General features: G+C 41.1%; 25 protein-coding genes. 22 read left to right on the top strand and 3 right to left on the bottom strand.

All coding sequences use genetic code 11. The annotated features are described in order from the left end of the window. Position 1: 1 nt before the first annotated feature. Positions 2-676, bottom strand: a complete 675-nt coding sequence (locus tag AAFM34_RS13415; RefSeq protein WP_341663632.1) for a hypothetical protein — start codon at positions 674-676, stop codon at positions 2-4. Between the two features lie 249 nt (positions 677-925). Here AAFM34_RS13415 and AAFM34_RS13410 point away from each other — a divergent pair, with 249 nt between their 5' ends. Next, positions 926-1774, top strand: a complete 849-nt coding sequence (locus tag AAFM34_RS13410) for a pirin family protein (protein ID WP_341663630.1) — start codon at positions 926-928, stop codon at positions 1772-1774. Between the two features lie 163 nt (positions 1775-1937). Here the strand turns inward: AAFM34_RS13410 and AAFM34_RS13405 are convergent, their stop codons facing one another. Further along, a complete protein-coding gene (locus AAFM34_RS13405) occupies positions 1938-2171 on the bottom strand; it encodes a hypothetical protein (RefSeq protein ID WP_341663628.1) in 234 nt (77 codons plus the stop codon). A 50-nt stretch (positions 2172-2221) separates the two neighbouring features. Further along, the gene (locus AAFM34_RS13400; protein WP_341663626.1) at positions 2222-2452 is read right to left on the bottom strand and encodes a hypothetical protein; all 231 of its coding nucleotides are present in this window, start codon (positions 2450-2452) and stop codon (positions 2222-2224) included. Between the two features lie 469 nt (positions 2453-2921). On the opposite strand from AAFM34_RS13400, the gene AAFM34_RS13395 reads away from it, so the two are divergent. The 21 genes from AAFM34_RS13395 to AAFM34_RS13295 all read left to right on the top strand — a co-directional run bounded on the left by AAFM34_RS13395 (position 2922) and on the right by AAFM34_RS13295 (position 18974). After that, positions 2922-3170 carry an EscI/YscI/HrpB family type III secretion system inner rod protein gene (locus tag AAFM34_RS13395; RefSeq protein WP_341663624.1) on the top strand — a complete coding sequence of 83 codons (249 nt, stop codon included), beginning with the start codon at positions 2922-2924 and terminating at the stop codon, positions 3168-3170. Beyond that, complete coding sequence (locus tag AAFM34_RS13390; RefSeq protein ID WP_341663622.1) at positions 3170-3715, top strand: type III secretion protein; 546 nt, start codon at positions 3170-3172, stop codon at positions 3713-3715. Before AAFM34_RS13395 ends, AAFM34_RS13390 begins: the two co-directional genes overlap by 1 nt. Further along, the gene (locus AAFM34_RS13385) at positions 3702-4184 is read left to right on the top strand and encodes a hypothetical protein (RefSeq protein WP_341663620.1); all 483 of its coding nucleotides are present in this window, start codon (positions 3702-3704) and stop codon (positions 4182-4184) included. The genes AAFM34_RS13390 and AAFM34_RS13385 overlap by 14 nt, the downstream gene beginning before the upstream one ends. A 25-nt stretch (positions 4185-4209) precedes the next feature. Then, positions 4210-4698: a regulator gene (locus tag AAFM34_RS13380; RefSeq protein WP_341663618.1), complete on the top strand. Its 489-nt coding sequence runs from the start codon at positions 4210-4212 to the stop codon at positions 4696-4698. 28 nt (positions 4699-4726) lie between these two features. Further along, positions 4727-4969, top strand: coding sequence for a hypothetical protein (locus AAFM34_RS13375; RefSeq protein WP_341663645.1), 243 nt, complete (start codon positions 4727-4729; stop codon positions 4967-4969). Between the two features lie 121 nt (positions 4970-5090). Beyond that, entirely contained in the window at positions 5091-6266 is a 1176-nt protein-coding gene (gene sctE, locus AAFM34_RS13370) for a type III secretion system translocon subunit SctE (protein ID WP_341663616.1), read from the top strand. A 16-nt stretch (positions 6267-6282) separates the two neighbouring features. Continuing rightward, positions 6283-7290 (top strand): hypothetical protein, encoded by a 1008-nt coding sequence (locus tag AAFM34_RS13365; RefSeq protein ID WP_341663614.1) that lies wholly within the window; start codon positions 6283-6285, stop codon positions 7288-7290. Positions 7291-7325: 35 nt separating this feature from the next. Beyond that, entirely contained in the window at positions 7326-7916 is a 591-nt protein-coding gene (locus AAFM34_RS13360; RefSeq protein ID WP_341663612.1) for a hypothetical protein, read from the top strand. Next, the gene (locus tag AAFM34_RS13355; protein ID WP_152432237.1) at positions 7885-8295 is read left to right on the top strand and encodes a hypothetical protein; all 411 of its coding nucleotides are present in this window, start codon (positions 7885-7887) and stop codon (positions 8293-8295) included. The genes AAFM34_RS13360 and AAFM34_RS13355 overlap by 32 nt, the downstream gene beginning before the upstream one ends. A 5-nt stretch (positions 8296-8300) precedes the next feature. Further along, the gene (locus tag AAFM34_RS13350; protein ID WP_341663609.1) at positions 8301-8873 is read left to right on the top strand and encodes a hypothetical protein; all 573 of its coding nucleotides are present in this window, start codon (positions 8301-8303) and stop codon (positions 8871-8873) included. A 1-nt stretch (position 8874) separates the two neighbouring features. Next, positions 8875-9171, top strand: coding sequence for a hypothetical protein (locus AAFM34_RS13345; RefSeq protein ID WP_114785442.1), 297 nt, complete (start codon positions 8875-8877; stop codon positions 9169-9171). 2 nt (positions 9172-9173) lie between these two features. Beyond that, positions 9174-11426 carry a hypothetical protein gene (locus tag AAFM34_RS13340; protein WP_341663606.1) on the top strand — a complete coding sequence of 751 codons (2253 nt, stop codon included), beginning with the start codon at positions 9174-9176 and terminating at the stop codon, positions 11424-11426. Positions 11427-11552: 126 nt separating this feature from the next. Then, a complete protein-coding gene (locus tag AAFM34_RS13335; RefSeq protein WP_341663604.1) occupies positions 11553-12149 on the top strand; it encodes a hypothetical protein in 597 nt (198 codons plus the stop codon). Further along, positions 12146-14035: an FHIPEP family type III secretion protein gene (locus AAFM34_RS13330; RefSeq protein WP_341663602.1), complete on the top strand. Its 1890-nt coding sequence runs from the start codon at positions 12146-12148 to the stop codon at positions 14033-14035. Before AAFM34_RS13335 ends, AAFM34_RS13330 begins: the two co-directional genes overlap by 4 nt. 11 nt (positions 14036-14046) lie before the next feature. Then, a complete protein-coding gene (locus tag AAFM34_RS13325) occupies positions 14047-15078 on the top strand; it encodes an EscU/YscU/HrcU family type III secretion system export apparatus switch protein (RefSeq protein ID WP_341663600.1) in 1032 nt (343 codons plus the stop codon). Continuing rightward, on the top strand, positions 15075-15830 hold the full coding sequence (locus AAFM34_RS13320) for an OmpA family protein (protein ID WP_341663598.1): 756 nt from the start codon (positions 15075-15077) through the stop codon (positions 15828-15830). Before AAFM34_RS13325 ends, AAFM34_RS13320 begins: the two co-directional genes overlap by 4 nt. Then, positions 15820-16212 (top strand): hypothetical protein, encoded by a 393-nt coding sequence (locus AAFM34_RS13315; RefSeq protein ID WP_341663596.1) that lies wholly within the window; start codon positions 15820-15822, stop codon positions 16210-16212. The genes AAFM34_RS13320 and AAFM34_RS13315 overlap by 11 nt, the downstream gene beginning before the upstream one ends. Next, positions 16199-17203, top strand: a complete 1005-nt coding sequence (locus AAFM34_RS13310; protein WP_341663594.1) for a hypothetical protein — start codon at positions 16199-16201, stop codon at positions 17201-17203. The genes AAFM34_RS13315 and AAFM34_RS13310 overlap by 14 nt, the downstream gene beginning before the upstream one ends. Before the next feature lie 13 nt (positions 17204-17216). Further along, a complete protein-coding gene (locus AAFM34_RS13305; protein WP_341663593.1) occupies positions 17217-17912 on the top strand; it encodes a hypothetical protein in 696 nt (231 codons plus the stop codon). 5 nt (positions 17913-17917) lie between these two features. Continuing rightward, positions 17918-18133, top strand: coding sequence for a FliM/FliN family flagellar motor C-terminal domain-containing protein (locus AAFM34_RS13300; RefSeq protein ID WP_114783444.1), 216 nt, complete (start codon positions 17918-17920; stop codon positions 18131-18133). Between the two features lie 313 nt (positions 18134-18446). Further along, a complete protein-coding gene (locus AAFM34_RS13295) occupies positions 18447-18974 on the top strand; it encodes a winged helix-turn-helix domain-containing protein (protein ID WP_341663589.1) in 528 nt (175 codons plus the stop codon). Positions 18975-19109: the final 135 nt, after the last annotated feature.

Here is a 19109-nt window from a genome sequence, read left to right as displayed (position 1 = left end):
CCTAATCGTCAAAGTCGAAGTTGAAGTTTGCCATCTTTTTCTTGAAGGCCTGATTGGGAGACATTTTGCTTGTATTGGGTTTGTTTTTGAACCCTTTATTTTGCCCATAGCTTTTTTCTGAATGTAAATGAGCATGCAGGCGGCTATTAATATCATCTTGGCTGATTAATGGCTGGCCTAAAGCCTTAAGTTTATCAACAAAGCTTGCCCACACGCTAGTTTGGTTAGCAAAACCAGACCTAAACATGATCACTTCTGCCCAAGCTTCAATAACCTTGGACGACAGATCCATTACGTTAATGGTTTTTGTGCCAGAATCTGAGCCTTGTAATGGTTTAATTTGCGTTTTATGGAACTGAGGGACTTTGGCGATTGGTTCTGATGTCGCGTATACGGGAATCGAATGTTGGCTACCGACATTGATTTTGCATTTGATGCTACCTTGTTTGCGGGTCTGAGCTTTGCTGAGTGAAATAATGGCTTGCTCAAGCGCTAGTTTTCCAAGCACGTGATCAATACTGGACTCAGATCCATTCGTCATGGCTTGTAGTTCACCCATGGTGGTAATGACTGCGCCACTGCGATCAGATAGCTCTGCTAGGGCGAGTAGAACAAGCTTTTCTTCCATGGTAACACAGGAATGAGACCAAGCTCGCTCGATAAACTTTGAAGACATATACACAATCCAGATACTACAGGCTAATAACCAAATTATACGATTTGCTATGGCGAACACCAACATTTGATTGTGATATTGACGATTATCTGCAGAGCATGGTGAATCTTTGGCTAACTCGTACTCATTCTTTGACCACTGATTAGTGATTATAACTTCAAATATTTTGAACAAGTAGATAGATAATGCAGGGTTAAGTTTCTTAAAAGTGGATATAAACTCTAGATAATACAGATGAGGAGCCATGTTATGAATTATCGAAGAGATATTGTGAAAACTGTCCACTCACGGCCAACTTCAGATGGTGATGGAGTCAAAATAAGTCGTGTTACAGGATTTGATAATCCACAGTTTTCCCCATTCTTAATGCTAGATGAGCTTAAATCCGATAACCGAAACGACTATATTGGCGGTTTTCCACCGCACCCCCATCGTGGAATTGAAACCTTAACATATATGCTTAAAGGTCACTTCCAGCATAAAGATCATATGGGTAACACTGGTGAGCTGCGTGCGGGAGGAGCCCAATGGATGGCATCTGGCAAAGGAGTGATTCATAGTGAAATGCCCATTATGGAAGACGGTGATCTTCATGGTTTCCAAATTTGGATCAATCAACCAGCGGCAAACAAGGTAAAACCAGCACAATATAGAGATTTTCAATCCAACACGATTACAGAATATGCTAGTGACGAACTGGGGCTTGTTCGAGTGCTTACTGGTCAAGTGTCGGTAAACGATATTGCACTCATTGGGCCGCTGAACGAGACGGGTGTGCCTTTATCTGTTACTGACTGGCAATCGCAGCCAAATCAAAGTTTAAAGATGACGACAACGAATACGTCCAATCTCGTTTTATATGTTTATCGAGGTAAGATAAATGCACATAACCTACCCGTTCGGCAGGGTGAATTAGCGATATTCTCCCAAGGAAATTACATTGAGTTATCTGCACAAACTGCGAGTGGCGTACTAGTGCTTCAAGGCGAACCCATTGATGAACCCATAGTTCATTATGGTCCCTTTGTTATGAACAGTATGCAAGAAATTGATCAAGCCATTTCAGATTACAACAATGGAGAGTTTGAAACTTATTGAGCGGCCTAGCTAAGTGGCTAGGTTTAACCTAATCTCTATATATTGGCGCTGCTGTTTGGCGCTTAAAACGCAAAAAGAGAATAATCCACTGTCATTCACTTTTTGTTTTGCCATGTGCTAACACACATGGTTTTTTTTGTCTGCTTATGTAATCCTACTCCAGTTACTTTTTCTTCGACCGTTCTGCGCTCACCATTGACTCACGCTTGGCAACAAAGCTTTTTACTGCACTCTCTAGTCGTTCAAGTAAGTGTGCTTGCGATGCATGAATATAGTGGTAAAGATATTCTTTAGACACTACTGGGCTGGATATTTTGATTCCGGGATAAGTGTTTTTAACTACTTGATAGTGAGGCAAAGGTGCAAGCCAAAGATCGGCTCTGCCTTTCTCTAACATTAGCGCTGCTTGCTCCTCTGAGTGGACAAGGTACAGCCGCTTGTATTCCTTTAAATTGTTAACGAATCGGGTACCATGCAAGGCAACGATTTTGCATCTTTAGTATCCTCTAATGTATTTACATAACGATTTCCTCTAGAGAGGAAGTAGACGTCAAATGAACCTATCGGGATATCGACTTTAATAATGCTCTCTTCTTTATCAAGGCCGTCAATTCTTAAGCCTAGTGCGTCATATTGACCTGAAACCACAGATTGAATAGCGCGCTCGTTGGGTAGCATAGATAAACTCACAATCGGTATTGGCTTCTTTATAAATGTGAGAAAGAAGCATTTCTACACTTAGTGTTTTGTCTGGACTCTTGGGTGCTTTATGCGCTTCACCTAAAGCTATTCTGACGACATTTTCACTTCCATGGGCAATATTAGCCCACATCATTGTAATAAGAATAAGCAGTGTTTTAGGCAAGGGTGAAGTCAAGCTACTTGGCATTCCTTAAGAGAGCAACTCTTCATAGTTTAGCTGTGATTTAGGATGATCCTTAACCAAATTCATAAGTTTTCAGGGCAAATTCAGCTAATGTCAGGGCTGGGAGAATTAAGCGTGGTGGGGTTTAAGTATTTGAATTTAATGGAAAAAACACAACGTTCTTAATTTCACAATGATTCATTAGCTCTAGGTGTGATCGGCACATAGCATATGCCCAAGGTTTAATTACCACCTGTTATAAGTTGTTTGAGAGGAACTATAATGCCGGATCTAATGATTGAACAGATTCAACCGTCTGTGCTGGAAGATACCTTTAATAATATAGGCGAAGGCTTTCAGGAGATTCTGGATAATCTTGATCAAATTAATGCAAGTCAAGGGGCCATTACGGTTCAGGATACGTTCGCATTACAGCAGTCTGTATTTCACTACAGTCTTTATCAAGAAACAGTAACCAAGATTGCGTCCAAATCGGCTAACGCGATCAACGAAGTGATGAAGGCTCAGTGATGAAGAAGTTTTACTTATTGCTATTGCTTGTTTTAGCAGGGTGTGGTGAGCAAGGTGCTAGCCAAGTTGCCAGCTTCGAATCGGCTGATGTTGCCAACAAAGTGATTGTGCTGTTAGCCCAACATCAGGTGCCAGCCACTTTATCTTCCGAAAAAGAGAACTTTCATATTCACGTAGATAAGTCTGATGAGGCAAAAGCGAGAGAGCTATTGACTCAGTTTAATTTCTATTTTCAACGTGAAGATTTAAACGATTTGCTGGAATCTAAGTTCGCCAGTTTAAGCAAACTGGAAACGGTAAAAAGCAACTTGCTTGAAAGTAGAGAAATCTATAACAAATTAAGTGTCATACCCAATGTTCTGCGAGCTAGCGTAGTAGTGACTGGTGAAAAGAGCAAGCGTATTTCAGTGCTAATCATGAGTCTGAATGAGTTTGATAGTACCCAAAAGGGCAATATCGAACGCTTTTTGAAAGGGTTAGTCGCTGAATCTGACACATTAACAGTAAGCTACTTTGTGCAATTGGCTGGCAATGAAAACGCATAAAAAACGACACCAAAAGCTACTTCATCACTGCTTAACTAAGCGAAAGTTAAGCCAAGACTCTTTTTTGGTCCTGACCTCTCTTACTGATGAAGAAGTGTATTTGTGGCTATCGAGTAGCGTGGGGCAAGTCAGGCAAATTGTGAGTACTCTTGGCTATTTAGTGGAGTATCAGCTTCATCGTAGTACAAGAAATAGTAGAGCTATTTTGGAGCTAAGAGCACAGTTAGAAAAAAGACTATGTCTTTGGTCTGATGCTGCAGGTCTTCAAAGCATTCCTGAAAATATGAACAGCCCGCAACTTGGGTTGTTGATGCTAGCACAATATAACAAAAGACTTGCTACCTTGTGGTCTATTCGCTTGGGTCTAGATATCCCTTCCACGCGATTGATGACGTCGAGTCCATACCGATTATCTAATGTGGTTCATCAAGTATTGGCGCCAATACTCGTCAAATCTGATGCAATTTAATTGCAGTAATTTAAGGTGAAAGAATATGAAAAACCAAGCAATTAATTTTGGTAAGCCAGGAGATGAGTTCTTCTCTCTACTTGATGGTGATGAAATTTTAAAGGAAATCGCTCAGCAACGTGATTCCAACAAAATCACAACAACTCACCTAAAATCCATCTTCGATCTTGGGGTTGAGTTTTATAATAAGTTTCAGTTTAAAGAAGCAGAAATCGTGTTTGTCGCCTATTCATCCTTGAACCCATACGATCACAGAGGTCCTGGGTGTTTGGCGGCGATATACCTCGAGAAGGGGCTGTTTCAAAAGGCTTTGGATATGTTAAACCTTGTAAAAAACTATCCAACAAATGATCTCAATGAAACCATGCTCAATATTTCGCTGTGTCATTACAAACTCAAGGATCACATGCAAGCTGCGGTTCATTGGCTGATTGTTAAGCCTGAAAGCTTAAGTGAATTTTATATCAAACGTTACGAATTTTTAAAGCAGCAATTAGCACCTCATTTGTCTTAAGTAGAGAATGAGTTTAGGAGCAAAAAAGATGATTAATAATATTAATGAGCTGATACTGCGTGATGTTTCAAGTGATTATGAAACGATTGATTCACAAACGCTTCAAAAGGAAATTGACGCGACTACCAACTTCCCAGAGCGTGAACTCACCGACGATGATATCGAAGAAATCAACCGCATTGGTGACCAAGTTAAGATGCTTCAACAGACGTTAAAGTATTGGTTATCTATATGCCGAGATGAACAAATGGCCATCGCCCGTAACATATAGTATTGAAAAGTTAGTATAAATGGGCATGACGTCGCTGGGGACATGCCGCTCATCTATTGAGATTAGATAGCATGCCGGTTTGGCTGCTTATTCCCGGCCTAATACATGAAGAGAAAACGTAATGAGTACATTCATGAATACCGTCTCAGCAACGACTTATGTCGCTCCTGTAGACGATACTACCAGCGAACAGGCTGGTAAGGCTGAAAAAGCGGTTGCTGAACAAGCGTCGCCAAGTCAGCCACTTCCGGGTAGTTCAATATCACTTAGTGCTCTGTGGCGTTTGCTGGAAGACTGCAATAAAGAAGTTGCAGAAGCGCTTTCACAAACAGGTGCAGCAAACTCTGAAGCGAAGAAATCATTGATTGAGATACAAAGAGACTCGACAGTCGCTTCAATCAGAAAGCAATCAGAAGAACTACAAGAGCAACAGAAGGCCAATAAGAAACGTGGCATATTTGCCAAAATTGGTATGGCACTTGGTGTACTAGCGGCTGTGGTTTCGGCTGTGGTTACTTTTGGTGCCACTGCAGCAGCAGTAGCGGTTGCAGTTGTTGCGGTAACTTTGGCTGTTCTACCCACTGTCGTTGACAAGGTTCTGGAAAAGTGTGGCGTTCCTGAAGAGAAACGCAGCAAGATAAGGATGGGACTAGAAATTGGTTGTGCTATTGCCGGACTACTGATTGCTTTCAATCCTGCTAAATTATTGAGTGGGCTTGGTACAGCAGCTAGTAAGGTATTACCTAAAGCAGTAACAAAGGCAGCAACTGAAGCAGCAGAGTTGGCTGCTAGGGCGGCAAGCTCTGCTGCCAAAGCAGCAACTACCGCAGCAAGTAAAGCCGCTTCGACGGCAGCAACCAAAGCTTCAAGTGTGATAAGTAAGCTAGAGTCTTTCAGCAGTAAAATGTCTGAAATGCTAACTATGTTGAAGTCATTCTCGAAAAACCCTCTGATTTCTAAAGCTAAGAATATGTTGGATGATGTACTTGAAAAAATCCAAGATCTCGCTAAGTCAGAAAAAATGGCGACCCGTGGAGCTCGTCTTGCTCAAGCGACAGAGGTGACTTCTACCGCATCTGATATTGTTGGTGCAGGATTTGGCATTAAGTCATCTAAAATTGCCGCTGATATGGAAAAGGCGCAGGCAGAACAAGACGCACTGCAAACAGCTATACAGCAAATATTGCTTATGCTGTCTCAAGCTATGAGAGCAGTTACTCATGCGTTTGAAACCCTGTTTGATCTTAATAAAGCTCACCGTGATTTTAACGACAAAATGATTTCAATACATATGTAAGGTTAAGAGTGATTTTATGACTATTGAAACTAATTTCGCATTATCGGCATCAAGTGTTGAGGGTGCATCCAGTGCAGTATCAACTCAGGTGTCACCAGAAGCAGCAAAAGCTGCTACTTTGAAAATGGCCCCTCTGCTGAGCATGCTCACTGACGGTAAAGTGACTCAAGTATCTGATTCTTTGAATGAGGTACTTGTTGCTCTATCTCAGAACCCGAGTAAAGAGAACCAGAATCTCGTTAACGGCATTGTCAATGAATACGTGCCAGCATCGGTTAGTATTGAAAAGATGGCCGATATTTCTGCATCTTACGGCAAGTTTATGACCGATGTGTTGCTATCCAAGCTGCCCGGCTTCAAAAGCTTTGAACCAGTCACTGGCGAAGTAACTTTTACCAACTCTACTGGTAGTTCTTCGACTGTATCAATTTCAGTTCTTCTTGCAATGTTACTTGCGATCATTGAACAAGAAGGAAGAACACTTAACAGTGTTATGGCAAGCAACATTGATGTTGATGTAGCCAATATGGACAATGCGAAAGTGCTTGCAGAAAAGATCTGTGATGACGATACGCTGAAGCTATGTATCGCTATGGGATTCTTAGCGACCACTATGGTGTTCTCTACAGCTATAATGGTGGATACTGCTAAGCCAAAAGTTATGGAAGACAAGCACTTAGCTAACACTTCTGGTGAATACACATCAGTCAAACAGATGAAAGAAACACCAGAAGGTCGCAAGCTGTTTGATGAAAATACAGCAGCATTGCAGCATGCTAAAATAGCTAAGAATAATTTCTTGCAACAAGCTAATCAGGCGACTGGACAAGCGGGTAATCAGGGCACAGAAATGATGGCTGCTCAAGATAAGCAAGAGCAAGATGAAATCAAAGCTGGTAACGATTTGCAAATGAAACTTGCAGAGCAATTACCTGAGTTTATTAAAAGCTTAGGTGATTCTCTACGTAAATTGCTTGAGGTTCTCGAAGCTGTTGCTAAAGCAAGCTTGGCGACAAACCGTTAAGGAGCAGAGCGGGTTCGCCCGCTCTTTTTTAGCCTATGCGTAGTGTTTCATTTTCAATGCCACAAAGAACTGAACGGGTTCATGACGTAACGCCGACAAAGCAAACTCGTGAAGAGAATCAGACCAAGCGGGTCAGAGATGTCAAACAAGCAGAAAAAAGAACCAAAAAGAATCCTCGCTTGTTTCGTATTCGCCGTAAGCCGATGACGCCTCAACACCAGAGGCAGTTTGCGAAAATGCTGAATAGTTATCAGCTACGGGCGCTGCGTGATTGGCATGGTTTTACTGAGGCTCTACCTGATAAAAAGCAACTTAATGATGCACAGCTTTTCATATTGCAAGCGGCCAACCACTGTCAGCATCTTTACCCTGCCTCATTACGTAAAAAAATGAAGCAGTATCTTGAGTCACTAGGTGAACTCGGTGAAGGAATGGAAGCGGATAGTGAAGCATTGCAACAACTTGTCGCTTATGAGCACTACCTTGAAGGTTTACTATCAATGTTGGTGCTTTGTCGAAAGTACGATAAACGTGAGCGTAAGTATAAAAAACGTCTATTAAATACGTCAGAAGATTCAAATAAAGGGGAAAACGATGAGCAGCCATACTCGTATCGCTCACTGTGATTTAAGAGATCGACCTCTTGATCCCTATGAGATGATCAAGAATAAATCACAACGCTTAAGTTGGAACCAAATGTCGGATGCTGATGTGTATTTAGATAAGAAAGCTGTGATTGCTTGGTTTGAGCGTTTACGTGACTATTCGGAAGAGACTGTAAAATCGATTGTTATTGATGGAATAATTGAAAGTGAGTTCCACAACATTACGTTTATCTTACGCTTGGTTCAAGATGATGACTTTGAAGCGATGACTTCCAAAGAAACTTACCAACTAATTTATGACTTTGTCTGTGAAATCCCCCAGGGTATAAGAGACTGGGTCGATGAAAAAGACTATCTCATGAGCCGAGATGTGCTCGCATTGCTGTCTCGAAATCGGTGAATATTATGAAGTATGATGCGGTAAACCTTATCCCTCGTTGCACCATATCAAACAAAGTAGCAAAGAAAGTTAATTTTATTGCTGGGACGAGATTTGATAACCATGCAATTAAATTGGATTTTCACCGTTTAGAGTTAAACTCAGTGCAAAAACAAGATTTGATAGAAATCAATCTAGTTCATATGGGCATTGAAGCAAAAGGTTATTTGCAGGTTGTCGAAATTGAGCGTTTACTGGGCTTAGAGATTAAGCACCTTGATAAAGAATACGTTGCGTATCTAATTACCCAGAGTTTGGCCCCTCATGGAGTACATTATGTTGGCTTTATTGATCAAAAAGAGGGTCGAGATCTACCGCTGAGTATTATCACCGTTTTTGAATGTGAGCGTTTAGCGACTACTCTGTATCTTGATGTTGAGTCCATCCATATTGATACTGACTGTCTTGAAGCTAAGCCTCAAGCTTTGTCTGGTAATTTAAAGCTTACGGTAAGTTGGACACCCTTTGAAACCGTATTAACCACTCAAGAATTATCGGTTTTATCAACCGATGATGTGGTTTTAGTTTACCCGAAATAATATGCAGCCAGAGCTAGATAAAGTCGAAAGCTTTCTGCTTAAGATAGAGCAGAATGAAGAAACCGTATTTAGTCAACATCCCGACTATGTGCTTTATCCGGTTGTGCCTTTTTTTCAGCTTGTTCATTTACACAATATTGAACAAGTGATTGAAAACTTGCTCCGATTTGAGTCCACATTAGGGGGCTTTCTTATTCGTGTTGATGGTTACATTACACTGGCATGCCCTGAATCGAGAGTTTTAGAAGACGATCTTCGACGCTTGACGATACAACTATTAGAAGTAATGAGGTTCTAAAAATGACAATTCCATCTCTGCACAGAAGCACGAGTATGCCTGAAATCTCACTCCGCATAGAGACTGATGGCACTAAACCGGACGAGCTTCGACGTACACAGTCCATGCTAGTGGCAAGCCAAGCGGATGCTAGGAATCTAAGCAACCCTCTTATTGATAGTATGTCTGCTAGTAACAGCCTCTTGGATAGTGAGTCTACTGATATCGACACGGAAGGTAAAAAGGCGAGCACAACGGACAAGAAGAATCAGTCTAAGCACAAAGAGGTCGAGCGCACGACTAGCGGTAGATTTAGCCATAAGAAAAAAGCGAAAATTCATGCTTTGGGCGGAGGCATTTTACTGGTTGTTGGTCTCGGTGTTGGCGTTTTCTTTCCACCAGGAGGTGCTCTTATTGCATTTGGAGGCAATACTTTGCTTTCTTGTATGCATGGTGGCCGGACTTTTCAGATACCTCTAAAAAAAGAGGAACAGCCTAAAGAGCCACCAAAAGAAAGCCCCAAAGAGCCTGAAGAAGCTAAAGAACCTGAAGAAAATACTCGGCCGTCTCAACCATTTAATCCGGAAAGTATTCCTGAGAACGGACCTACACCTGAAGATAGTTCCGATGGTCTTCCCGTTAAATCTGGGGATAAGATCATTATTAACGGTATTCCCTACCGTGTTGGTGACATTATCGAGGTTAAGCCAACTGAACCTAAAGAGGGCTCGACAGATCAAGAGATGCCTGAGCCAGTGAATGTTAACTCAACTGGGGGCAATACCTATATCACGAATAATTACAACTATGGTGATACAATTAACCATGGTGATACTATTAATCATGGTGACACTATTAATCATGGTGACACTATTAATCATGGTGATACCATCACAAATAATTATTATGGTGACATACCCAAGCAGATTTCAAGTGCGGAAAAGTACCTATCCGATAAAGAGTTTTCAATTTTACGTTACTCACTGGAAGAAATACGGAAAAAGACTAGCCGAGAGGTAGTGGATACACCAGAGACGGCAACCCCTCCAATTCCAGAGCAATCTGAGGGGGCTACGCCTGAGCAGGTAGAGACTGACAGTCCATCGGTCCCAGTGACGGGAGTGGCAGATGAAGATAGTGTAGGCCCAACTCCAGACGGTCAAAGTGCTGACCCAAGTGTTGTGACCCCACAATCATCGGGTACAGGCGATAGTCATCCGGTTACAGACAAGGATGCGCAGGCGGATAAGACTAAAACACCGAGCGGTGCTTTGGGTTGGGTGAAAAATGAAAAAGGAACGGGTTGGAAAGCGACAAAAGAGTTTAGGCCCACTCAAACTCCGGAAGGTCCATACCGAGGTAAGAACTACGAGGCCGATAAAAATGGCGATGAGCAATTGCACAATGCGCCTTTTATCAAGCCAGCGGTAGGTAAGACGGCGGAGCAACCAGCGTCTACTCGCGATGGAGCACCTGAGACAGCAACCCCTCAAATTCCAGAACAATCTAAGGGGTATACGCCGGAGCAGGTAGAGCCTGACAGTCCATCGGTCCCAGTGACGGGAGTGGCAGATGAAGATAGTGTAGGCCCAACTCCAGACGGTCAAAGTGCTGACCCAAGTGTTGTGACCCCACAATCATCGGGTACAGGCGATAGTCATCCGGTTACAGACAAGGATGCGCAGACGGATAATAGTCAATCGCCGAACAATACCAATAAGAACACTAATCAAAGTGTTATTCCTTCTGAATTATCAGAGAGAAAAACATCTAAAGAACGCGAGCTTTCCCCTGAAATCGGTTCAGAGATTGTGGGTAATACCCATGTCAATGAAGTAAAGCTTCAAGTTGGAGTTTATGATAAAAGTGCTAAACCCGACACTTTCATCAGTAGTGCGCATATTGATATTAAAATGCCGGTCGATACCAGCAAGCCTAATCGAGTCCTATCGAATACATATGGTGGCCGGCTTGAACGTCAACAAATAAATGGACAAACTAAGTGGGTATTAACAAACGCTGAAGGTGAAAGAGGTAATAAAACAGTGGTCTTAAGTCATGGTAGTTCAGTAAGCGCTATGGCTCGAAATTACACCAAACTGACTAAGAATGGTGAGCCACTTTTCCATAATGTTGTTGATATAAATCAAAGCAAGCTTCTTCATGTTGAATCTATCAACGGTTTTCTTGCCAATACCAATGAAACCTATAAAAGTTTTTTTGACCGGCATCTGACTAGTCCGCGTCGAGATGAAAACTTGAAATGGGTTTCATGAATAAAGCTTCCTAAATCCGACATAGATTAAAAAAGACTAAGTTCATATTTAGTCTTTTTTTTTCTTTTGAGCCATGAAGACCTTGTCCAGTAAGCTTAGGGCCACTGATGAAATGAGGTGTTTCTCTTGTACATTGAACTTGAACCAGAGCAGCGAGTGATTCCGAAGATCACGTTTAAGCGCAATCATAATTCCAACGTTATAAAAAAGTCTGAAGTCCGTTGTTTCCAAGAAGCTCAGGCACTTGTTATGGCAATGCAAGAACGTGCTGATGAGTGTCAATCCATCCTTGAGCAGCAAGTTATTCAGATGATTGAAGATAAGGAAAAGGCGCTTAACGAATATGTTGAAGAATCCTATAACAATGTGATTGAAAACTGGGTCGAGTGGCAAAATGACTGGTTTGATAATGCTGAATTAAAACTCGGTGATTTACTTAAAGCGCAGCAGAAACAGCTTGATGAACTTAAAGAAGAATTGAAGGAATCAGTAATCACAGCGGTGAAAGAGCGTTTGGTTAAACTCAACCAAAGTGAACACCTGATCGGTCACTTGGTAGAAGTGCTTCACGCCGAAGTAGACGATGAAGCGAGAAATCTATCCGTTGAGAAAACGATTGAAGAAAATGGCGTAACGTTAACGATCGAGAATGAAGACAGTATCGTTAGCATCAACACGGCTAGTTTAATCACTGAGCTGAGATCAAGTCTGGATCAATTATGAAGCAATTGTTTAAAGGGCAGTCGTTACTGTTTAATCCGAGTAGTGTCATTATTGCATTGCTTTTGCCGACCATTATTTTGGTCACACTACCCGGTGGTGTCATTGACGCGTTTATTTTAGTGAGCTTCATTAGCTCAGCGCTATTGCTTGTCATCATGCTTGAAAATGATGAGCCACTAAAAGTAACTTTTTTGCCGACAGTTGTACTGCTTCTGACCACTTTTCGTCTGTTACTTTCTATTGCAACCACCCGAAATATCATCGCCAATGAAGATGTAGGAGATGTGATAGAGACGGTTGGTGAGTTTGTTATGGGTGGAAACCTTATTTCTGGTCTGTTGATCTTTGTCATCATCACCATTGTTCAATTTTTGGTGGTGACCAAAGGTGGTGAACGTGTTGCTGAAGTCGGCGCTCGTTTCTCTCTAGACGCGTTGCCAGGAAGGCAGATGACCATAGATGGTGATTTAAAAAGTGGATTAATCACTGGTGAACAAGCTCAAAAATTGCGTGCAGACTTGAGTACGGAGAACAAACTTTTCGGCTCTCTTGATGGTGCTATGAAGTTTGTAAAAGGTGACTCTATTGCTGGTATTTTGATCAGTTTGGTTAACCTATTTGGTGGTATTTATGTCGGGATTAATCAGTTCGACTTGTCACTATCAGAAAGTGTGAGCCGTTTTTCTGTTCTGACGATTGGTGATGGCTTGGTCTCGCAAATACCAAGCCTACTCTTATCTATGGCATGTGGGGTATATCTCACACGTATTAAGGGTGCAGAAGAAGAATCTAGCCCTTTTATGGGGCAGCTCATGACGCAAATAGGCTCGTTTTGGAAAAGCTTATTGGTTATCGGTTGTGTGATTTTTGTTTTAGGAGCTTTAAATAGTAACTTACTGTACGTGTGTGTACCTTTAGCTTTTATTTGTGCATTAATAGCGTTTTTTCTTTGGCGTAGGCAGGGGCAGCCTGCTGGTATTATGAGTTTTGAACCGACGGGGTCGGGTCTCTATGAATCACTAAAATTTGTACTACGTGATAATAGCCATCAAGCATTAGTGCAGCAGCGAGTTGAAGATATCGAGCGCGTTCTTTGGGGACAAGCACTTGGCACTCCTGCAATTGACTTTGATAGCCAAATGGAAAGTGACATCGAAGTGTATATCTCTGATATCTGTGTGTTCAAATTTAGCCAAGGTGATTCACAAGATATGATCGAAGTGTTGGATGATGAAGTATTTGTGCGCCAGGACGATGTTCTTACCAATATTTCAAGCATTGCAAACTACTTTCTCAGAAAGCGTATGGTTGAAAAATATAACCTTCAATACACCAGTAATATCATTGAAGGTCTAGCTGCTCAGAGCGAGGTCATGAAAAATGAGATTGACTCAGCCATAGGACTCAACCGCGTTCATGATGTGATGAAGGAAATGATTCGCGCGCCGGAGTTTTATCTAGATCGAGTCAGTTTTTTTGAAGCCTTGATATATTGGTCACGAGTTGAAAGTGAGCCTAAAAACTGGCTGATTCGTATCCGCAGCCAAGCTCGATATGAGATTACATCAAGACTGTTGGGTGAAGAGGACGGTATTCATGTTGCTCTATTGACACCAGAAATTACTGAAGCAATTGAGTCCTATGTGATGGGTGAAGTTGAAGATGTTGACCGCCTTATACAGATACAACATGGGTTAAGAAAAGAAATACTCCGTTTAACAACTCAATATGGCCGTAAGCCAGTTTTAGTTGTAAACGACAGTGAAATAAACCCAGTAAAAGCTTTCTTCCAACAGGTAATGTCTACCTTGTTAATATGTAGCCATGGCGATATTACCGATCAGTCATATGTGACAAGTTCAGAACCTCTTCAGGTTACATCTTAAATAGGCATTAAATGGAGTCAACTGAACCTAAAAAATACCCGCCCACGGAGAAAAAACTGCGCGATCTTAAAAAGAAAGGGCAGTTTCCGAAAACGGAACTAGCTGAGCCGACATTAGAATTAATTGTCTTTGCTATCGTATTTATTGGTTTAATTTACTTCATGTTTGAAAATGCCAATTATTGGATGGAAGAGATTCTCTATGCCGATCTCTATGTTGGGTTTAGCTTGATGTATTCTTTGATTGCGGCGGTAATCGGAAGCTTAATGTTAGTAAAACTCATCATGGCCATTATCGATTGGGTGTTGATCAATAAAAATGTGATCAATACTGAGTCTCTCGGATTAAAGATGGAGAAAATTCATCCGGTTACTGGGTTTAAGAACATTTTTGGCATAGAGGCGATGTCACGTTCATTGCGTAAAGTATTAGAGTTACTGTTTCTTCTTTTCTTGCTCAAGTATGTGTTCGATATTGCTGGAGACGAGCTAAATACACTCAAGCAAGTCAATAATCGCAGCTTTTTTCTTTACAATTTCATTTTTTATATGTTGCTGGTTTCTTTGATGTTCTTCGTTTATGGCCTTTGTGTAGGTTGCGTAGATTTCTTAGTTGAGCAATATCACTTTCGGCAAAAAAACCGGATGACTTTCACTGAAATGAAAAATGAAATGAAGGAAACAGAAGGATCGCCTGAAATTAAATCTGAGCGTAAAAGTAAGATGCGCGAGATTATGGATGCTCCAGTGACTAAAGGTAGGAAACCTACTTTTGCGTTAGCGAACCCGACCCACATTCTTGTTCCTGTATGTTATGACAGAAACATTGATAAAGCGCCCGTGGTTCTTAAAATTTGTACAGACGCATTAGCGCAAGAAGAAAAAGCACGTTTAAAAGCAATGAATATTCCGATTATTGAGCATAAGCCAATGGCGAGGGCCTTTTATCGTAAGATGAAGCATGGTGAAGACTTTATCCCTAAAGAATTCTATCGGGATGTTGCCATGATACTTTCCGCTTTAAAGAAGCAGCAGAAAAAATGAAAATGACCAATAAAATTTGCCTTACCTCAGCATTACTGCTGCTTGGTGGATGCAGCAACCAAATTCGCGACGACAATCTAGTACTCGACTACGATTGGAAACCAGATGTATATAATTTGGTTATGGTTGAAGTAGCTGACGCTGATAACTTTAAGTTCTGGGTGCGCCGAGCACCAGAGTATACTGATGGATCCGCTCATAATAAAGCATGTGTAGAAGTGGCAGAACCGACGGAGCCAAATCGGTTTTATATTGCTAATCTTAATACTTATGGCTTAACTGAAGTGAAGAATTGTGAGGGAGATTACACCGCAGCGAACAATTTAGTTTCCCCCAACAAGAGTCGAGGCTTTGGTGGAGATGAGTGGCGCGAAGTATACGGGGTTTCAACAAGCTTACTCGATAACTCAAACTTACTGTTGAAATTTGAAAGTCTGTTTCCCGTCAATGAGTACAAACTGACACGTGAAGGTCGTACTACATTGTTTGCTACTATTGAAGAATTGCAAAAGTGGCCTCTAGAGTCTCTTACTGTCTATGGTGTTGCCGACTCTTCAGGGAGTTATAAAAAAAACCGTGTTTTAGCAGATAACAGAGCGAGAGTTACGCGTGACTTTTTGATTGAAGAAGGGTTGAGAAATGTGCCTATCTACGTGCGCGGTAGCGTTGAAAATGGTTTGTCCACCTCGGAGCAGAGAGTGACTCAGAGACGTTTTATGATTGAGGTAAAACTTAAAAAGTATGAAAAATAGAAAATTCTCTCTGTTAATAAATGAATTTGTACATCTAAACCAGAGCAGTGAGCTCAAGATTGATGGCAATAATGTTCTGGTTTGTCACTATGGAAAGAGACAAATTGTTATTGAAGATGGATCGCGAGTTGGACTTGAAGGACAGCTAATTTTGTTGTCGGAGTTGGAAAGTAAGAATTTGACGCCAGAAATGGCGGTTCAGCTTAATGCTGATTTTCACGTAACCGCAAACGGGTATATCGGTCGAATCTCAGATAAAAATTACTATGTAAGCAATCTTTTACTTCCTGAACATCCTCAAAAACTTCAGCAACTGCTTAGTCAGTTTGCTGCTCAAGCTGACTTATTGCACATTGAGATCAAGAGTCATGTGGTTGATTGAATTTGTTGATGGCCATTTAAATGGTGTATGTCTACCTTTAGAGCAGAGCTTTGTTCTGACAGGCAATAAAGAAGCACGGGCTGAAAATTTATTATCAGTTCCAGAGTATTTTTCTAGTACCACCGAGTTAAAGTTTGAAGTAAAGGACAAGAAAATTCACGTTGTAGGTTTGTCGCGTGGAAACAAAGTTACCACTGTAAACGCAAATCGTATCTACAAATTTAAGGGACTGAGTTTTTTTGTTTTTCAAGAAGGTAGTAGGAGACCTGCATTACGACGACATCGTTTTAGACAATATAAACCCCTAGTCGCTTTTACCTTTGTACTCAATGTTGCTACAGCAGCAGCCCTTTATTTAGGGGTGATTAACCACCAACAATCCCAAGTTGCAAACTATTTAGATGTAATTGGATCTGGTTATATTAAGGATGGTGAATTATTTGCGTTCAATCAAAATGCTGTTACCAGCTTACCTGAATTTCTTCAGCGCAATATTACACTTGTTGAGTCTAATGACTATTTAAGAGTGAGTCGATTAGATATTGATTTAATTTCAACATATACCGGTAAGCCACTTGTTGGTCGGTTGATATCAAAAGCCGATAGAGATGAAATTGTCATTGATACTCGCGAGCAAGACATTCAGATCATGGCATTATTTGGTGATTATGGCTTGGGCTTTTCTAAGCAAGATGATTATTGGCTGGTTTCCGATCGTACCAAAGCGAGTCAAATACTAAAATCAGCGGGTTTAAGCTCTGTCATTGCTCAGCTTAAATCCCGAAAAGATGAAACTCAGATTATTACAAGTAGTGAGTTTCCATATTCAATCTTTTACTCCACCAAATCTGGTGGTTATATATACGACCAACAAGAACGTTATTGGGAAGGAAGCACTGTCCCACGTCTAGGGGTCATCCAATCCATCACCCGCGACAAAGTCGTATTTAAGGATGGACAAAAAACACGAGTTTACCTCATTCAACCTTAATTAGGAGAATTATATGTCAGAAGTTAACTTTAGAGTATCTCCGACTGTCGCCGCGTTAGAATCAAACAGCGATATGGAGGCTGTGATTGCAAAAAGTAGCCCTGTAGTACAGCGAGCCGCTGCGGCTAGTCCACAAGCTACTTCATCAACTTCACAGTCTTTATTTTCATCGGGTTTTAGCGACCCTTTGGATTTGATCGATGACTTGTTGAGTATGTACATTACTATGCAAACCGAGGCAGCCGATAAACTGTCGAAAGAGATTGAAGCAAAGTCAAAAGCGATTGCCGATATTAACAGCCTTTGGGGTGAGGTGATGGTAGCTGCGTTAGCAAACGTGAGTAACGCTGATGATAAGGATGGTTTTGGGCCTGGGAAAAAGGGTACTGTGACTCTTAGTTCTAGTACTCTGATTAAGATTGAAGAGATCATCAAGGCAACGACGGGTGAGGACATCTCTGTTATTTTAGGTTCTGGTTACAGCAGACAGACAGATGGTAATGGTGACACCACTAAAATCACTTGTAAGTGTACATATGACCAACTTCAAGAAATGAACGCCAGAATGACGGCATATTGTGACAAGATCCAAGTGGATTTGGATACGCAGCAGCAAGAATTTAAAAATATGATGACAGAGATTTCTTCTGCTCAGGAAGAGCTGCGTGATCTTAGACGTTCTGTTGTTTCCATGTCGCAACAGGGATAAATGTAATGAAAATAGCTATAGATGTTGTGGTTGGACATACCACAATGACGCTAGATGAGCTTAATCAGCTTCAGTCTGGACAAGTAAAACCGTTGACAGATTTCGTTCAATCACAAGTAATGCTCAAAAGTGGCAATGAATTAATCGCAACGGGTACGTTAATTAAGGTTGATGAGCAATATTGTGTGTCAATTGACGAAATTAACGAGTCAAAAAATTAATTCTTATATATCAACAACTAAGGCAATAGTAAACGATTGCCTTTTTTGATATTTTTATGTTTATATATTTTTTTAGTGTCAGATCTAACAAAATCACGGTTTTTTTCATAATTTTTTCATCCTTTTTTTTTAAAACTAGTACATTCTCTGTCTGGCCGATGTCATGGTTCGCTAGTACGCGAATTTTAATTACAAACTGAATCAGCAAAACCAAATATGATGTTGGCATTGAGGTTCCGAGTTATTAATTGTTGTCTGTTAATTGTTCGGGTGAATAGCATAGGGTAAAAAGAACTGAGAGTAGGGTTGAATAATGGATAGAAATTACGTTCTGGGTAATCAGGTGATTTTTGACATTCTAAAGCGTGAAATAGTTGCAAGTGATCAAGCCGTGAGCTTGGGTGGACGTGAAGCCGCAATACTTAAGTTGTTATGTGAACAAGGCAACAAAGTAATTGGTAAAGATGAAATCCATGAGGAAGTATGGGGTAAGGTATTGGTTAGTGAAACTTCATTGACTAAAGCAATTTCAAACCTTCGTAAATCACTTGGATTATTCGAAGGGTTGGCCTGCGAAATTAAAACCGTACCAAAAGAAGGCTACATGCTGATTATTGACAAAGAAGCTGTGGCAGAATTCTCTGCAGAGGAAATCCCTAGCTTATCGATTAAAAGTATTGCTAGTTCGGTGAAATCAGTGCCTTCTTCTCCTCAACTATTACTGGATACCGAACCTACCGGAAACATTTCTACTGGGGGAGCATTCTGGCTCACCTTGGTTTTCTCTGCATCCTTACTTTCTTCAGCATTAACCACAGGAATTTTGCTGATGGTTCGCTGAAGATCACGTATTGACAAGGGCAATGTCCTTCAGATAGCCCTTGTCTCTTATTGTTTTAGTATTTGAAATCTTAGTTTGAGTGTAAGCTGGCGGTAAACCCCATTTAACTGAAAGCTGGCACCAGCTAAAAACCTG

Source organism: Vibrio sp. (assembly GCF_038138445.1).
Lineage (GTDB): Bacteria > Pseudomonadota > Gammaproteobacteria > Enterobacterales > Vibrionaceae > Vibrio.
This window is presented reverse-complemented; position numbering and strand designations above follow the sequence as displayed.

Bases quoted from the DNA above. Each gene is read 5' to 3' on its own strand.
- AAFM34_RS13415 (WP_341663632.1), bottom strand. From the start codon at position 676: ATGTCTTCAAAGTTTATCGAGCGAGCTTGGTCTCATTCCTGTGTTACC.
- AAFM34_RS13380 (WP_341663618.1), top strand. From the start codon at position 4,210: ATGAAAAACCAAGCAATTAATTTTGGTAAGCCAGGAGATGAGTTCTTC.
- AAFM34_RS13375 (WP_341663645.1), top strand. From the start codon at position 4,727: ATGATTAATAATATTAATGAGCTGATACTGCGTGATGTTTCAAGTGAT.
- AAFM34_RS13310 (WP_341663594.1), top strand. From the start codon at position 16,199: ATGTGGTTGATTGAATTTGTTGATGGCCATTTAAATGGTGTATGTCTA.
- AAFM34_RS13390 (WP_341663622.1), top strand. From the start codon at position 3,170: ATGAAGAAGTTTTACTTATTGCTATTGCTTGTTTTAGCAGGGTGTGGT.
- AAFM34_RS13400 (WP_341663626.1), bottom strand. From the start codon at position 2,452: ATGCTACCCAACGAGCGCGCTATTCAATCTGTGGTTTCAGGTCAATAT.
- AAFM34_RS13385 (WP_341663620.1), top strand. From the start codon at position 3,702: ATGAAAACGCATAAAAAACGACACCAAAAGCTACTTCATCACTGCTTA.
- AAFM34_RS13405 (WP_341663628.1), bottom strand. From the start codon at position 2,171: ATGTTAGAGAAAGGCAGAGCCGATCTTTGGCTTGCACCTTTGCCTCAC.
- sctE (WP_341663616.1), top strand. From the start codon at position 5,091: ATGAGTACATTCATGAATACCGTCTCAGCAACGACTTATGTCGCTCCT.
- AAFM34_RS13320 (WP_341663598.1), top strand. From the start codon at position 15,075: ATGAAAATGACCAATAAAATTTGCCTTACCTCAGCATTACTGCTGCTT.
- AAFM34_RS13340 (WP_341663606.1), top strand. From the start codon at position 9,174: ATGACAATTCCATCTCTGCACAGAAGCACGAGTATGCCTGAAATCTCA.
- AAFM34_RS13395 (WP_341663624.1), top strand. From the start codon at position 2,922: ATGCCGGATCTAATGATTGAACAGATTCAACCGTCTGTGCTGGAAGAT.
- AAFM34_RS13330 (WP_341663602.1), top strand. From the start codon at position 12,146: ATGAAGCAATTGTTTAAAGGGCAGTCGTTACTGTTTAATCCGAGTAGT.
- AAFM34_RS13355 (WP_152432237.1), top strand. From the start codon at position 7,885: ATGAGCAGCCATACTCGTATCGCTCACTGTGATTTAAGAGATCGACCT.
- AAFM34_RS13295 (WP_341663589.1), top strand. From the start codon at position 18,447: ATGGATAGAAATTACGTTCTGGGTAATCAGGTGATTTTTGACATTCTA.
- AAFM34_RS13350 (WP_341663609.1), top strand. From the start codon at position 8,301: ATGAAGTATGATGCGGTAAACCTTATCCCTCGTTGCACCATATCAAAC.
- AAFM34_RS13325 (WP_341663600.1), top strand. From the start codon at position 14,047: ATGGAGTCAACTGAACCTAAAAAATACCCGCCCACGGAGAAAAAACTG.
- AAFM34_RS13365 (WP_341663614.1), top strand. From the start codon at position 6,283: ATGACTATTGAAACTAATTTCGCATTATCGGCATCAAGTGTTGAGGGT.
- AAFM34_RS13300 (WP_114783444.1), top strand. From the start codon at position 17,918: ATGAAAATAGCTATAGATGTTGTGGTTGGACATACCACAATGACGCTA.
- AAFM34_RS13360 (WP_341663612.1), top strand. From the start codon at position 7,326: ATGCGTAGTGTTTCATTTTCAATGCCACAAAGAACTGAACGGGTTCAT.
- AAFM34_RS13305 (WP_341663593.1), top strand. From the start codon at position 17,217: ATGTCAGAAGTTAACTTTAGAGTATCTCCGACTGTCGCCGCGTTAGAA.
- AAFM34_RS13315 (WP_341663596.1), top strand. From the start codon at position 15,820: ATGAAAAATAGAAAATTCTCTCTGTTAATAAATGAATTTGTACATCTA.
- AAFM34_RS13410 (WP_341663630.1), top strand. From the start codon at position 926: ATGAATTATCGAAGAGATATTGTGAAAACTGTCCACTCACGGCCAACT.
- AAFM34_RS13345 (WP_114785442.1), top strand. From the start codon at position 8,875: ATGCAGCCAGAGCTAGATAAAGTCGAAAGCTTTCTGCTTAAGATAGAG.